At 71.1% G+C, this 15,285-nt stretch carries 10 protein-coding genes; 4 read left to right on the forward strand and 6 right to left on the reverse strand.

The features are described from left to right. Positions 1 to 40: 40 nt before the first annotated feature. From WME85_RS41260 to WME85_RS41270, 3 genes are read right to left on the reverse strand one after another with little or no spacing between them, the layout of a single operon-like run. Positions 41 to 1,144, reverse strand: a complete 1,104-nt coding sequence (locus WME85_RS41260; protein ID WP_437829337.1) for a hypothetical protein — start codon at positions 1,142 to 1,144, stop codon at positions 41 to 43. Then, on the reverse strand, positions 1,141 to 1,863 hold the full coding sequence (locus tag WME85_RS41265) for a hypothetical protein (RefSeq protein WP_437829340.1): 723 nt from the start codon (positions 1,861 to 1,863) through the stop codon (positions 1,141 to 1,143). Before WME85_RS41265 ends, WME85_RS41260 begins: the two co-directional genes overlap by 4 nt. Further along, on the reverse strand, positions 1,860 to 2,399 hold the full coding sequence (locus WME85_RS41270; protein ID WP_437829342.1) for a hypothetical protein: 540 nt from the start codon (positions 2,397 to 2,399) through the stop codon (positions 1,860 to 1,862). Before WME85_RS41270 ends, WME85_RS41265 begins: the two co-directional genes overlap by 4 nt. 495 nt (positions 2,400 to 2,894) lie before the next feature. On the opposite strand from WME85_RS41270, the gene WME85_RS41275 reads away from it, so the two are divergent. Beyond that, positions 2,895 to 4,346, forward strand: coding sequence for a sensor histidine kinase (locus tag WME85_RS41275; RefSeq protein WP_437829344.1), 1,452 nt, complete (start codon positions 2,895 to 2,897; stop codon positions 4,344 to 4,346). 96 nt (positions 4,347 to 4,442) lie between these two features. On the opposite strand, the gene WME85_RS41280 is transcribed toward WME85_RS41275, so the two are convergent. Both WME85_RS41280 and WME85_RS41285 read right to left on the reverse strand, forming a co-directional pair. Continuing rightward, a complete protein-coding gene (locus WME85_RS41280) occupies positions 4,443 to 8,330 on the reverse strand; it encodes a protein kinase domain-containing protein (RefSeq protein WP_437829346.1) in 3,888 nt (1,295 codons plus the stop codon). A gap of 415 nt (positions 8,331 to 8,745) precedes the next feature. Next, positions 8,746 to 9,102 (reverse strand): DUF2934 domain-containing protein, encoded by a 357-nt coding sequence (locus WME85_RS41285; RefSeq protein WP_437304526.1) that lies wholly within the window; start codon positions 9,100 to 9,102, stop codon positions 8,746 to 8,748. Positions 9,103 to 9,485: 383 nt separating this feature from the next. Between WME85_RS41285 and WME85_RS41290 the strand changes: the two genes are divergently transcribed. Next, positions 9,486 to 10,595, forward strand: a complete 1,110-nt coding sequence (locus WME85_RS41290) for a sigma 54-interacting transcriptional regulator (RefSeq protein ID WP_437829348.1) — start codon at positions 9,486 to 9,488, stop codon at positions 10,593 to 10,595. A 219-nt stretch (positions 10,596 to 10,814) separates the two neighbouring features. Here WME85_RS41290 and WME85_RS41295 read toward each other — a convergent pair whose 3' ends face one another. Further along, positions 10,815 to 11,618 (reverse strand): helix-turn-helix domain-containing protein, encoded by an 804-nt coding sequence (locus WME85_RS41295; RefSeq protein ID WP_437829351.1) that lies wholly within the window; start codon positions 11,616 to 11,618, stop codon positions 10,815 to 10,817. An 89-nt stretch (positions 11,619 to 11,707) separates the two neighbouring features. Here WME85_RS41295 and WME85_RS41300 point away from each other — a divergent pair, with 89 nt between their 5' ends. Next, complete coding sequence (locus tag WME85_RS41300; protein WP_437829353.1) at positions 11,708 to 12,745, forward strand: glycoside hydrolase family 16 protein; 1,038 nt, start codon at positions 11,708 to 11,710, stop codon at positions 12,743 to 12,745. Between the two features lie 233 nt (positions 12,746 to 12,978). Continuing rightward, on the forward strand, positions 12,979 to 15,273 hold the full coding sequence (locus WME85_RS41305) for an alpha-amylase family glycosyl hydrolase (RefSeq protein WP_437829354.1): 2,295 nt from the start codon (positions 12,979 to 12,981) through the stop codon (positions 15,271 to 15,273). Positions 15,274 to 15,285 lie beyond the last annotated feature (12 nt).

Genomic DNA, 15,285 nt, shown 5'->3' on the forward strand with positions numbered 1-15,285 from the left:
TCACATCCGGAAAGGACGACGGCACGGATCTCCAGGACGGCTACGAGGGAGCTTCGGGATCCGAGTCCACGAGCCAGCGATCCAGGAAGCGGAAGGCCCAAGCGACCATCGCGGCCGGCGGCTCACCTTCACCATCCCACCCAGCGACCAGCGCCTCGAGCTCATGCTTGGCAGCCATGGCGCGGAGAGTCTCCGGGGATTCGTCGTGCGGGCGCATGCGCGCAAGCTCCTCTAGCATCTTATCCTTGTGCAGAAAGCCATCCGTCGACGCTGACAAACAAACTGCTGCCGACTGTCGATCTGGCTCCGGTAACCTTCGAACCATCGCAGGCCACCTGAGCGTCAAACCAATCTGGTAGTGCGCGCGGAGCACAGTAAGCACCGCAGCAAAACGATCCGTGAGACTGCTCGCATCGACCTGTGCTCGGGGCGCTGGATCTTCGGACGACGATGGTTTCACCCATGTGTGCCGATTTGAAAACAGGCAATCGTAGAGTCTGACCTCCCCAGGAAGCCGCAGGCCCGCCGTCACGTCCGGGACGAGCATGGTCCCGATCTCTGGCGGCATGAGCTCGCAACCGAAGGTCTCTTCAATATCACGGGAGATCCACTCCGCACATAGTCGCTCGTCGGGCAACAAATCGAAGGCAACGTAGCTCTCCTTGACGGTGGCGAACCTGAGGCTGTCGTCCGGGTGCGACACGAAACCTGGATCGAATGGACTTCGATAAACAATAACGTACATACCTCGAAACTCGACCAAGAACGAGTCCGTAGTTTGCTTCACGATCTCGACTGTGCGCCAACTGTGGACAATGTAGTAAGGAGCCAGGAAGCTCACTTCGAACCACAGCGTTCGATCTGTCGCGTTGGGCAGATCGATCGTAAAGGAGTAACAGCCGTCAGAGCCGCCGGCGGGGAGATGTAGCGACTGATCCACGAACATACCGGGGAAGCGATCTCTGATGCGTCGCTGCATGGAGTGCCAGCGCTCGTCCTTTGATGCTTGGATCCGGGCGGCTACGAGCCGAGCGTGCTCTTCGGTGTCGTTGCGAAGCTGGAAGTCAACATCATCGGCGCTCCCAGTTCCACGCCGATAAAATCGGTAGACAATGTCTAGCAATTCACCCAGACTATGTTTCATGGATTCCTAACCTGCGCACCGAGTCCCTTGTAATCATTCTTAAAAGCAAAGTCCACTTTCCCCTTGAACCTACTGCATAATATGCCAGGTGGAAGATCCTCGCCTCCTTCTTTCTTGTACAATTCTTCCAGCGCCAAGTTCGCCACATCAGCGCTAATAAGCGCTGCCTTTTTCGCCGTTATTTTCCCCCAAAGCTCGCTTCGCAGTGGCATGCCGATGTGAATCATGCATGCATCGTCGCCCTCTTGATTGTGACCGAAGAACAGATTCGCCTTTGCCTCCTGCCAACCACCTGCCACACTGGTCCCATCGTAGGCCACGATCGTGACAAAGTTGAAGGCCCGCGGGTCAATCGGCTTAGTACCTGTGCAGCCCATTTGCGGAGCGCCGCTCTGCTGGCAGGGGTCCGGCGGGCTCGTCGGGCTAGCTGTCGGCGTCTCCGAGCTATCGCTCGGGCTTTCCTCTTCGTCTTCGTCCTCCGTTTTGTTGCACTGGATCTTCTCCTTCTTGCCTCCCTGCGGGCCTTCCGGCGGCTCCGCCCCGAAGTCTCCCGATGCGCTGGAGCTGAAGACGGGAACGGGCGGCCCGACTGGTCCACCTGCACCCTCACCCTTCTCCCACTCCTCGCGGGGATAGCAGTCTCCTACCGTCCAGTTGCACGCCGATAGCACCCAGACGGCGACAGCCACAATCAGCAGCAGACCTCTTCTTATGTTCATTTTACACTCCATCGAAGCACGGGACCGGCGACAACAAGCACCGACAAATGACCTGGAAGCACAAGGCTGCTCCCTCCGACCCAGTCCACATTGGCGCTCACCGACACGCCGAGCGGTCCAGCGACGTACGCGTTGGTTTGCGCGTGACCGCCTACGGCCATCCCGGCGACGCGCCCACATAAGGCGCTGCCGCACGCCGGCATGATGTAGATCGCAGCCGATGGCCCAGCGCTGACATCGCCGCTCTTCCACGCGTATCCGAGCTCGACGGACGCGTGATTGTAAACCCCGGCCCCACCGATCTGGATTGGCGGCACGACGCTGCACAGGTCGTGAACCCTGAACACGACTTCCCTCGTCATCTGCCACGATATCCCCGCGTGCGGCCCCACCGCGAGGCGCGGCGCTGTGCCGGCCTGGATCCACCCGAGGCTCACACCGGCGCTCAGCTCGGATGCGCCTGCCTGCGTCGGAACGACGCTGAGAACGAGGGCGAGCCCGATCGCCGATGGGATCTGCCGGCCTGTCGTCCTCATCGTCTCCTTCGTCGTCCTCCGAAACACGCGAGCAACGCGGCGACGCGGGCCATTCTTCTGATGACAGCATCCGGCGTCAAACGGAATCCAGGCGAGAACACCACCACGGACGTGGGTCGTGCCGTCCAGAGCGTGCGCCAGCGCGCGGCTGCCTGCGCGAATCGCGCGAGTGCCAAACTTCCGGCACCAGCTTCCCGTCCGGGACGCGTCGGGCAGACGGCATGTCCGGTGGGACGCGTGCCCGGCAGCCGGCGTCACCAGCGGGCCTGCGGCCGTGAACCGGGGCGAGAGCGAGCTCACGAGCGTTGGCGGCAAGGGAGGGGATGGCGCCGTGGCCCCCGGCCGCCGCAAGTACAACTGCAGCAACAGAGGGGTTGCATTTTCATCACTCGACACGAGCCCGGTGGACGTCCGCCGATGAAGCGAGGGCGATCCCCCACGGCTCCGACGCTCTTCCGCGTTGCGCTCGGGCGGACGGAGTAACAGTATCCCGGCATGATGCGACGGCCGAAGGCCCCGGCGAACTCGAAATCTTTTCTTATGATCGAGCGGCTCCCGTCTATCCTGCTGTCGCTGTTTGCGGCGTTCTTCGCCGCTATCGCGAGTTTCGTGATCTCGGCCGCCTACGCGGAGCACCGAGCCGCCGAGATCGACGCGGCGGCCATGAGCCTGGCGGAGAACGCCACGCCGAGCATCATGCACCTGGCGGCCGCGCGCGCCGAGCTGAGGCACAGCGAGGCGCTCCTGAGCGAGTTCGTCAACAATGCCGTTCTCGACCAGCCGGTCGGCCGCCGCGAGATCGATCAGGCACGCGTCAATCTATCCCGGAGCCTCGACGCCTACCTCGGCATGCCCGTCTATCCGGGAGAGCTCAGGCAGTGGCAGACCGTCGCGCAGGAGCTCGGCAAGCTCGGTATGGACGTCGACCGGGTCCTTTCGCTGGTGGCGAATGGCCATCCGGACCAGGCCAACAAGCTCATGGACGAAGCGCTGCGAGCAGACTTCAATGCGACGAGCGAGGCCGTGATGGCGAGCATCGAGCTCAACGCGCAACACGCGCGTCGTATGGCGATCGATATCGCGGCCAACCGCGTTCGCTCGCGCCGGATCGCGCTGGTGCTCAACACGGCGAGCGTGACGTTCGCGCTGCTGGCCTGCACGGCGGCTGCCGTGCAGATCCGGCGCCAGGTGAGGCTGCTCTGGCGGCAGGGCGTGCTCCTGGAGCGTCGAGCGGATGAGCTCGAGCAGTTCGCTGGCCGGGTCGCGCACGACGTGCTCAGCCCCCTCGGCACGGTCGCGCTCGCGCTGGACCTCGCCCTGCGGCGGTGCGGCGAGGGAGAGCCGGCACGAAAGCCGCTCGAGCGGGGCCAGCAGGCCATCATGCGCGTCAAGCGCATGACCGACGGGCTCCTGGAGTTCGCTCGCGCGGGCGCGAGGCCGGAGCCAGGCGCGCGCGCCGAGGTGCACCCCGTGATCGACGACCTCATGGTCGAGCTCGACCCTCTCGCGGTGGAGCTGGGCGCGGAGCTCCGCGTCGAGCCCTTCGCCCCGTGCGCGGTGGCCGCGAGCCCCGGCGTGCTGACCAGCATCCTCGCCAACCTGGCCCGCAACGCGCTCAAGTACCTCGGCGACGCGGCGGCCTGTCGCGTCGTGATCCGGGTGCTCGATGCCAGAGATGCTGTGCGGATCGAGGTGGAGGACACGGGGCCCGGCATCGCGCCAGCCATCGAGCAGATGGTGTTCGAGCCTCACGTCCGAGCGAAAGGCGCTCGAGTGCCGGGTCTCGGTCTGGGCCTCGCGACCGTCAAACGCCTGACCGAGGCGCACGGCGGCCGCGTGGGGCTCCGCACGGTCGTGGGCAAGGGGAGCCTCTTCTGGTTCGAGCTGCCCAAGGCGAGCACCGAGGCGGCGCGCACGTCCGAAATCGACGCCAGCACCAGCGCGTGAGGTCCGGGAGGCTGGAACCCGGTTGCTCCCTCTCCGGGTCGCCGCACCCGCGCGCGCCCCGCGCGCCCGCCACGCGCGCCGCGCCCCCGCCGCCCCTCACCGCTCGGCGCGGTCGAGCCACGCGCGCGCGTCCTTCTCCAGCAGCGGGTCCCCGAGCCGCACCGACAGCTCGAGCAGGTCCTCGAACTCGCGCCGCGCCAGCGCGTCGTTGCGCGCGTTCTTCAGCAGCATCGCCGCCGCCCAGCGGCCCTGCAGCACGTCGTGCCAGTAGCCCTGCTCCTCCGCCCGCGCGATGAGCGCCTGCAGCCGCTCGCGCGCGTCCCCCGCCCCCTTCACGCCGTCCAGGTACGCGATGTACATCCGGTTCGAGGCGGCCACCCGGTCGTACCCGGCCTCGTCCGCCTGCTCCAGCGACTCCGCGAAGAGCGACCGCGCCCGCTCGTGATCGCCCAGCCGGACGCACGCGTACGCGAGGTTGTGCAGGTTCACCACCCCGTCGAAGCGCAGCCCGAGCGCGCGATCGAGCTCGAGCGCGCGCTCGCAGGCCCGCACCGCGGCCCGGAAATCCCCCGTGTAGAGCTCGATCATCACGAGCAGCTTCGCCCGCACCGCCTCCGCGGCCCGATCGCCCGGGGTCGACGCGGCCTCCGAGCGCGCGAGCGCCTCCATCGCGCCGGGCCGGTCGCCCGAGGTGGCCCGCGCCAGGGCGACCGACAGCAGCGCCCGCGGGTCGTCGATCGGGCCGAGGGCGTCGAGGTCGAGCGCCGCGCGCCGCGCCCGCGCGAACTGCCCCTGCAGGCACGAGACCTCCAGGTCCACCATCAGCGCCTCGCGCAGGAGGTCGGGGTGCCCGAGCGCCAGCTCGAAGACGGCGTCGAGCAGGTCGTGCGACAGCCGGAACTGGTTGGTCGCGCCGAGCGCGCGGGCGAGCTCGACGCGCGACCTCACCCGGAGCTCCAGCGGCGAGACCGCGTCGACGCGCGACAGGATGCGGTCCGACGCCGCCGCCAGCGACGGCGCGCGCCGCGCGAGGCTGACCGCCTCCGAGAGGATCTCCACCCAGCGGCCGAGCTGCTCCGGCTCGCGCCGCGACACGTCCGCGAGCTCGAACGCCCGCGTCATCGCGGCGATCGCCCCCTCGAACTGGCCGGCGCGCACGCGCAGCCGCGCCGCGCGCGCGAGGTGCCCCGCCGCGCCGTCCGCGTTGCCGAGCGCGAGCGCCTCCTCCGCCGCGCGGCCGACGTGCTGGTCGACCAGCGCGAGCACCGCCGGCTCGTCGCCGCCCACCCGCTCCAGCCACTCGGAAGCGAGCCAGTGCCCGAGCGCGCGGTCCGCGTCGGTCAGCATCTCGTAGGCCGCGTCGCGCACGAGCCCGTGGCGGAACGCGAACTCCGGCTCCCCGCGGAGCATCGACTCGGACCGAGGCACGATGAGCTCGCGCTTCTCGAGCGTGAGCAGCCACGACTCGAGCTGCGGCACCTGCCCGCCCCCGCCGAGCAGCGCCTCGACCCCCCCGCGCCAGAACACCTCGCCGAGCACCGCGGCCGCGCGCAGCACCCGCCGCGCCTCGGGCTCGAGCGCCGCGAGCCGCGACTGCATCATCGCGAGCACCGTCTCCGGCACCCCCCGCGGCCGCTTCTCCACCGTCGCGCGCACGAGCTCCTCGAGGAAGAACGGGTTGCCCGCCGACCTGTCGACGAGCGCCCCGAGCTCCGCCGCCGGGAGCGCGTCGCCGAGGACCTCGCGCACGATCCGCTCGCACGCGCGGCGCGACAGCTCCCCGAGCCGCATCTCCGTCGCCTCGCGCTCCTCCCACAGGTCCGGGAACGCCTCGCGCACCCCGGGGCGCGCCAGCGCCAGCACCAGGAGCGGCTGGTGCCGCAGGAGCCGGAGCGCCGCGTCGATGTACTCCACCGTGCTGCGGTCGCCCCAGTGCATGTCCTCCAGCACGATCAGCACCGGCTGCGCCTCGCACTCGGCCCGGAGGAAGTCGAGCCACGCCCGCCGCGTCTGCTCGTCCATCACCGCGCGGTCCTGCCGGGCCGCGCGCAGCGCCGGGCTCTCCGGGAACGGCGCCCCCACCAGCTCGCCCAGGAACTCCGCGACCCGCTCCCGCGCGGCCTCGCCGACGTGCCGCGCGACGCGCGCCGCGAGCTTCTGCTGCCGCTGCTCGAGCGGATCGAGCGGCTCGCCCTCCGAGAGCCCCGCCGCGCGCCGCACGAGCTGCGCGATCAGCCCGAGCGGCGCCCCGCCGTGCATCGGGTCGCCGTGCGCGCGCCACACCTCGACCGGCTCGCTGCGCGCCTCGACGCGCCGGATCAGCTCGTAGCCGAGGCGCGACTTGCCGACGCCGGCCCCCGCCGTGACCAGCACCACGCGCGCGACCCCCTCGGCGGCGCACTCGTCGAGCAGGTCCTCGAGCGCCCGCAGCTCCCGCTCGCGCCCCACGCAGGTCGTCGGCTTGCCGAGCACCTTGCGCCCGCCGTCCTGCGGCTCGCGCGCGCCGAGCAGCGTCGGGCCCTGGCCTCCCGCGGCGGTCTCGAAGCGATCGCCGAGGAGCGCGGCCGTCATCTGGTCGATGAGCACCGGCCGGCCCGAGGACGGGTCGTCCGAGGCGTGGCGCACGCGCGCGTCGAGCAGCGCCCCGGCGCGGTCGATGACCTGCCCGACCGCCTGCGTCCCGGCGATGACGTCCCAGCCGGTCGCGAGCGCCACCCACGCGCCCGGCAGGAGCGCGTGGATCGACAGCGCGCAGCGGGCGGCGTTGCCGGCGAGGTCGGTCGGCGAGCCCGCGCCGGCGACGACCGCGGCGACCGAGCCGTCGGCGAGCACCTCCAGGACGGCGCCGTGCGACTGCGCGGCCTGCCGCACCTCGTGGAAGGGCGTGGTCGGCGGCGGGGCGGGCCGGGGCCGCACCGGCGGCGCCGGCGCGAGCAGGTCCACGGGCAGCGCTTCCTTGCTGCCGGATACGACCGTGGCGTGGTGGCCCGAAAGCATCGTGTCGTTCGCCCGCGCCGGGCCCGCCATGGCCTGCGGGCGGGCCGACGGCGGCCCGCGCTTGCCCGCGCTCATCTCGGCCGCGAGGACGACGCTGACGAGCCGCCGCTCGCTCTTCGTCAGCGCGGGCGTCGGCAGGCCGGTGCCGCTCGCCATGCTGCCCTCGACGACGCTCAGCATCCGGAGCTCGGCGGCGATCTCGCCCGCGTCCGCGGGGCGCTCCGCGGGGTTCTTCGCGAGCAGGCGCGCCACCAGCAGATCGAGCGACGGCGGGATGTTCGGGCAGAAGGTGCTCGGGCGCGGCGCGGCCTCGAAGAGCACCTTGGCGAGCACGGACAGCGGGTGCTGGGCGACGAAGGGCGATCGCCCGGTGATGCACTCGAACAGCAGGCACCCGATCGAGTAGAGGTCGGCGCGCGCGTCGACGTCGAGATCGCCGCGGACCCGCTCCGGCGCCATGTAGGCGGGCGTGCCTATGGCCGAGCCGGTCAGGGTGAGCTCGTAGGTCGCGTCCGCCTGGCGCGCGATGCCGAAGTCGATGAGCTTCGCGCGGTCGATGTCGCCGCCGGGCAGGAACACGTTGGTCGGCTTGAGGTCGCGGTGCACGATGCCGCGCGCGTGGACGGCGGCGAGCGCCTCGGCGACGCGGCCGACGAGCATCAGGCTGTGCTCGATCCCGAGCGGCCCGCGCGACAGCCTGGCGCCGAGGTCCTCGCCCTCGAGCCACTCCATGGCGAGGTAGTAGAGCCCGTCGGCGGTCACGCCGTGGTCGATGTAGCGGGCGACCGCCGGGTGCTCGAGCTCCGCGAGCAGGCGCGCCTCCCGCTGGAAGCGCACGACGTGCTCCCTGCCCTGGTTGAAGATCACCTTGAGCGCGACCGCCTGGCCGCTCTGCCGGTCGAGCGCCCGCCACACCGCGCCCATCCCGCCGGAGCCCGCGAGGCGTTCCAGCTGGAAGCGGTTGGCGACGACGTGACCTGAGTGCATGGCGCAAGGTTCGGGGTGCAGACCTTCGCGGGCCAGGCGACCGGCGCGCGCGGGACGGCGGGCAGCGGGCTCACCGCCCGCGTGCCTCGCGAGGATACCCATCCCGCGGCGCCGCTACGAGCCTCGAAGACGCCCCGCGGCGATGTCGGGGGCTTTCAGGCCGTCGAGCGCGCCGGACCGGCGCGCTCGGCGGCCTGAAAGCGCCCCGAAGCGCCGCGCGGGAGCGGCCCATCGTGTGGGATTCGTGGGCGGGTGCAGGCCTCGGGCAGGCTCGCGCGTCGCGGACCGGGGCCTGCCCGCGGGCACCTCGGACACCTCTGCTGGATCCCGCGCCAGCGCGCCTGTCGTTCGCGCGTGGGTCCGAGTGGGCCCGGGCCGGCGGCGCCGCGCGCCTGCCGCGCCGCCGCGGGGGGCCTCAGCTCGCGAGGCGATCGATCCGCGCGTCGACCTCGCGCTCGGCGTTCAGCCAGTCGTCAACGGGGTTGTTCCGGAAGCCGGCCCTCTCGGCATATCCATAGGCCACCTTGGCGATCTGGCGGTGCCGCTCCTCGCGCGACAGCCGCGCGGGCGAGGGCGCGAGCTTCGGCGCCGCGGTTCGCGCGCGCTCGGCCGCGAGCTCCGCGGCCGGAGACGGCATCTCGACGGCGGCGGGGGCGGAGACCGCGCCCTTCGGCTGCACGGCGCTCGGCTCCTTGGAGGTGGCCGGGGCAGCGAGCGGGCTCGGGACCTTGGTGGTCTTCGTGCGGGCCGGGGTCTTGCGCTTCGAGCTCATCTCGTCGTCTCTCCTTTCGGGTACACGGGTCGACTAACCCAGGTCCGCGCTCACGCACAAATTTCGAGCACGTAGTTTCTCTCCGTCCGGCCGCCTCCCGTCGGGATCTCCCTTCCGCCAGAGCATCGTTCGCGGTAGAGTGGATGTCGCTGACCGGGTGAGATCATCCGGCATCCGTCAGGCATCATCCTTGTCGCCGATCGCCGGTCATTCGCCCTCGTCCCCGCCTGCTCCAGGGACAGCACCGTAATATAGATAACGGCAGACGCGGCGCTCGCCGCCTGCCCATGTAGAAAATGGCAGACACGGCGCTCGCCGTCTGCCCATGTAGAAAATGGCAGGCACGGCGCTCGCCGTCTGCCCATGAATCGAGGAGATGCGAGGTGGAAGAAAGCGCAGCCCCTTCCCGGCGCACCGGATACCTCCGCTCCCTCGGCAGCGGGATGATGACGCGCGTCCTCTGGGTCGAGGATGACAGCGAAGCGCGCCTCGTCGGCGCCTCGGAGCGCTGGGCGCGCGCGATGGATCAGCTGCGGCAGCTCGCCGCGGGGCACGAGCGCGCGCCGCTGCTCATCACCGGCGAGCCCGGCACGGGCAAGGAGCTCTGCGCGCGGCTGCTGCACGCGGCGAGCCCGCGCGCGGGCGGTCCCTTCGTCGCGGTGAGCGCGGCGCGCCTGCCGGCCGAGCGCCTCGGGGAGGAGCTCCTCGGCGTGGAGGCGGGGGCCGACGGGCGCCCCGCGGCGCGCCCCGGGCTGCTCGAGCTCGCCGAGGGGGGCACGCTGTTCCTCGACGAGATCGGCGCGCTCCCGCTCGAGCTCCAGGAGCGGCTCGCGGGCGTGCTCGACGGCGAGCCGTTCTGCCGGATCGGCGGCGCCGAGGCGCTGGTCGCGGACGTGCGCTTCATCGCCGCCACGAGCGTCGACCTCTCCGCCCGCGTCCTGGATCGGTCGTTCCACGGCGCTCTCCACCAGCGCGTCGGCGCGCTCGGGCTCTCGCTCCCCCCGCTGCGCGAGCGCGACGGCGACGTGCGCAGGCTTATCGAGCACTTCCTGGAGCGCCTCGGCGGCGCGGCGAGCGGCGGGATCTCGCCGCGCGCCCTCGCCCTGCTCGAGGCGTACCCCTGGCCGGGGAACGTCCGCGAGCTCCGGAGCGTCATCGAGCGCGCGCTGCTCCTCTCCCACGGCGCGCCGCTCGACCTGGAGCACCTGCCGCCCGAGATCGGCGCGGTTTCGGCGGCCGGCGCGGCGGTCGCGACGGGCGCGACGGGCGCACCGCCGCGGCCGGGCTCGGTGCGGCCGTCCCCGCCGGCGCGGGGCAGCGCGTCGCTCGGCGAGGCGGTGCGCCGCCACATCCTCGCGGTCTACGCCGCCCAGGGCGGCAACGTGACCCGCACGGCCAGCGCGCTCGGGATCACGCGGGTCTCCCTGCGCCGTCACCTGCGCCAGTACCTCGCCGCGGACGCGCGCGGCAAGGAGCCGCTCAGCAGCGGTTAGCGCCGCGCGCCGGGAATCCCGCCTGGGCCCGCGGCGCAAGCATCGAAGACGAGGACCTCGATGCGGGGATTCGCGGTCTCGTCTGCGTCCAGGGCCTTCGGGTACCCGGCCAGGTTCGCAATGGGACCGAGAAGCAAAGAGCGAATCGCAGGAGCTGACCTGTCGGCTCGGGCCGTCTTGCCCGCGGTATCCGACGCCGGGGCGCCAGCCTGAGACAGCTCATCCGTGCATCGGCAGGGTCATTTCGGTCAGCGCCGCGCGCTGGCCGCCGAAATAGGCCTGGGGGGCGCAGCCGAGCGCGCGCGTGAAGACGCGGTGGCATTGCGCATAGCTCCCGAACCCGACGGCGTACGCCGCGCGCGCGAAGCTCGCGCCGCGATCCACCTCGGCGACGAACTGCATCAGCTTGAGCCGCGCACGGTATTCGACGACGTTCACGCCCACGTCCTTGCGAAAACGCCGGCTGATCCCGCTCTCGCCGGTGTGCAGGCGCGCCGCGAGGGCCGCCCCGGGGAGACTCGGATCGAGCCGCAAGAGCTCGAAGCTGCGGCGGCTTACCACGTGGGGGAGCGGCACGTTCGACAGCGACCGCTCGAAGAGCTCCGCGAGGCGGTGCTCCACCACCGAGGGCTCGCGCGCTCGATCGAGCGCGCCGAGGAGCGCGAGTTCCTCGGCGCGCACGGCCGGCGTGAGCTGCACGGCGTCGAGCGCGACCTTCGACGCGGCCCCCGCGATGCGAGCCGCCAGCTCTGGGCGGAGCGCCGCGACGTAGAGAACGAAATCGATGCTCTCCTCGAGGAGCGCGTGATCTTGCCCCGGCGCGAAATAGAGAAGCGTGCCCGCCACGAGCGGCACCACGCGCTCCCCCACGCCCATGATGCCCGTGCCGCGAGCGACGAGGTTGATCTCCGGCTCCTCGTGGAAGTGCCGGGGCCGACGGTACTGCGGTTGGTGACGGAATACCTGGGCACGCCGGCCGGCGAGCATCGGAAAGGGCTGGAACAACGCGGGCCGAGCGCTCAAGGCCAGGTCAGTGTGCGGCAGCGGGGACGCGGACCGAAAGCAAAAAATGCGAAGCGCTCTCGCGCCCGGTGCGCCAAGTGGAGCCCATGATGTCTCCGACGCGCTGCACGATCGCTTTGCTTCTGTTCTCCGCATTCACCGCGCTGGCCTGTGACGACTCCAGCCTGCCCCGGGGCTCGGCGTCGGGCGCGGGCGGGGACGGCATCGGCGCGGGGGCAGGTGGCAGTTCCAGCGCCGGAACGGATGGCTCCGAGGCGGGGACTGGGGCTGCGGCTGGCACCTCCAGCGTCGGAGCCGGCGCGGGCGGCGGCGCGGGCGGCGGCGCGAGCGGCGCCGGCGGAACGGCGGGTGGCACAACAGCGGCAGCCACGGGAACCGGCGGCTCAGGGGGCGGCCCTCTTCCGCCCGAAGAGGACTTCACCCTGCTCTTCCGCGACGATTTCGATCGACTGGAGCCAGCTCGCTGGCAGCTGATGACACATTCCTGGACCGAGAATCTGGCGCTGTTCTCGCAATCCGCCGCGACCATCGAGAGTGGCCAGCTGGTGATTCGGCTCACGCCAGCCCCAGCGGGCACCACCGACAGCTCCGGAGCGCCCAAGACCTTCCTGGGTGCCGAGGTTCGCTCCGTCGAGACACTCACGTACGGGCGCGTGCGCGCTCGCGTCAAGCTGGCCCGAGGCTCGGCGGTCGTCTCGTCCCTGGTCACGATCTACACCCCCTGGCCAGCGGACAACTGGAACGAGCTCGACATCGAGTGCCTCGGAGCCAAGCCGAACGACGTGCAGTTCAACGCCATGGTGTACACTGGCGCTCCGGTACGACCCCCGGTGACGCAATCCGTCAGCCCGACTCAGCACCCGCAGAAGGTGGACCTCGGCTTCGACCCGAGCGAGGACTTCCACACGTACCAGATCGAATGGACGCCGTCCGGCGCCCGCTTTTCCGTCGATGACGCACTCCGACACGAGTGGACGGAGCGCATCGACCTCATGGTGCTACCGCAGAACGTGCTCATGACGATCTGGGCGTCGTCGAGCGCGGCGTGGGCCGGGGCCGTGACGGCCGAGACGGGCAGGGCGAGCGCGACCTACGATTGGATCGAGCTCTATCGTTACACGCCTTGATCGGGTCGCGAGACCACGCCACTCCGAGCGCGTGAGCTCACGCGGTTCAGCCCGTGCAGCGCGGCGGAGCCCCGACGGAACCACGGCCACCCTTGTTGGCGACGCAACAGCGTGGGCGGAGCATCGTCTTTCTCCGTGGTGTCTGGGCCGGTTCTCCGCGACGCCTGCGCTGACATGTCTCTCGCGATCGGATACTCATCGAGGCCATGTCGCGCCGCCACATCGCGTTGCTGATGGCCTTTGTCTCTGCCGCCGTGCTCCCCGCCTTCCCGCTCGCGTGTGGCAACGATCACGAGCTCGACGCCGGCCACGGCAAGGGCACCGGCGGCGCCGGGGCGGCCGGCGGTGGCGGTGGCGGTGCCGAGCCGGGTGGCGTGCTCTGCCCGACGTCGTTCACGTTCACCCCGCCCCCGGGGGCCACGGACGTCCGTGTCCCTGGCGAGTGGAATGGCTTCGATCTCGACGCTGCCCCGGAGCTTGTCGAGGGCGACACGCCCGGCGAGCTCGTGGCCACCGTCGACCTGCCGCCGGGGCTCCACGGCTACAAGATCGCGTTTCGGTCCGGCAGCGAGGTCGCGTGGGTGTTCGACCCCGCGGAGGGGCGCCGCAAGTACGTCGGTGGGACCGAGAACTCGGCCGTCAAGGTCCCTGACTGCCGCCTTCCGGCGTTCTCGGTCGCCTCGAGCCAGGTGACGCGGGCCGCCCCGGGGCAGGGCGCCTTCGCGGTGCGGCTCGTGTACAGGGACGGCATCGAGGGCGCGGGGCCCGAGGCGGGCGCGTTCGAGGCGACGCTGCTGGACCAGGACGGCGAGGCGCGCCCGCTCACGGAGGAGGAGATCTCGATCGACGCGCGCGGCAACGTGCAGATTGCGCTCGGAGACCTCGCCGACGGCAAGTACCGGGTGACCCTGCGCGGCGCGACCCGGAGCGGCCGCGCCGGCGAGCCGCTCCGGCTGGTCTTCTGGGTCGAGGAGGAGCCGTTTTCCTGGGAGGGCGCGCTCATTTACATGGTCGTCACGGACCGCTACCGCGACGGCGATCCCGACCTGAACGCGCCGCCCACGCCCGGCGCCGATCCGCGCGGCGACTGGGCCGGCGGCGACCTCGAGGGGCTGCGGCGGTCGATCGAGGACGGCACGCTCGACGCGCTGGGCGTGCGGGCCATCTGGCTCACGCCGTTCCAGGAGAACCCTGCCGGCGCCTACCCGGCGAGCGATGGAGTCCACCAGGTCACCGGGTATCACGGGTACTGGCCGATCAAGGCGCGCGAGGTGGATCCGCGGCTCGGCGGCGAGGGCGCGCTCCGCGCGATGGTGGCCGAGGCGCACCGCCACGGGATCCGCGTGCTCCAGGACTTCGTGGTGAACCACGTCCACGAAGATCACGAGTACGTCGCGTCGCACCCGGGCTGGTTCAGGACGGGGTGTGTCTGCGGCACGGACGGGTGCGACTGGACGTCGCACGCGCTCGACTGCATGTTCGCGGGTTACCTCCCCGACGTGGACCACACGGTGCCCGAGGCCAACGCCGCCTTCGTGGAAGACGCGATCTACTGGCTCGACGAGTTCGATCTCGACGGGCTCCGGGTGGACGCCGTGAAGCACGTGGAGGAGATCGCGACGCGCAACCTCGCCGCGGAGGTCCGGGCGGCGTTCGAGCCGGCCGGCACCCGTTACTTCCTGATGGGCGAGACGGCGATGGGCTGGAGCGACTGCGGGCAGGGCCAGTCGTGCAACGACGAGAACTACGGGACGATCGCGAAGTACATCGGCCCTCAGGGGCTGGACGGCCAGTTCGATTTCGTCCTCTACCACGGGGTCTCGTACCGCACGTTCGCGTGGGGTGATTCCGGCATGCTGCACGCGGCGTACTGGGTCGAGGACGGGCAGCGCCGGTGGCCCGAGGGCGCCATCATGACGCCGTACCTCGGCAGCCACGACACGGCCCGGTTCGCGACGCTGGCCGACTACGACGGCAGGGACGAGGCTCACGACCGGGATATCCCGAACCACCAGTGGTCGGACACCGCGGAGGCGCCGGCGTCCTCCGATGTCTATGCGCGGGTGCGCCTCGGGATGGCGTGGCTGCTCGGGCTGCCGGGGGCGCCGCTGCTCTATTATGGAGACGAGTACGGCGAGTGGGGCGGCGTCGACCCGAACAACCGCAGCCTGTGGCGTCCGGAGGAGGAGCTCACGCCGGACGAGCGCGACACCCTCGACTTCGTGCGCGCGCTCGGCGCCGCGCGCCGTGACGTCCCCGCGCTCCGCCGCGGCGCCTACGTGAACCTGACCGCCACGGAGGACACGCTGGTCTTCGGCCGCCGCCTCGCCGAGGGCAGGTCCGCTGTCGTGGCGCTGACGCGGTCGCCCACGGCGGAGGACATCTCGGTGGAGGTAGCGCAGTCGCTCGGCCTCCCGGCGGGCACGGAGCTCACGGACGCGCTCGGCGGCGAGGCCGCGGTGGTCTCCGAGGCCGGCACGCTCTCGATGACGATCCCGCCGGGCGGGGCGGTGATCCTGGCGCCGTGATTCCCTTTGCCC

The organism is Sorangium sp. So ce1153, assembly GCF_051521595.1.
Lineage (GTDB): Bacteria > Myxococcota_A > Polyangia > Polyangiales > Polyangiaceae > Sorangium.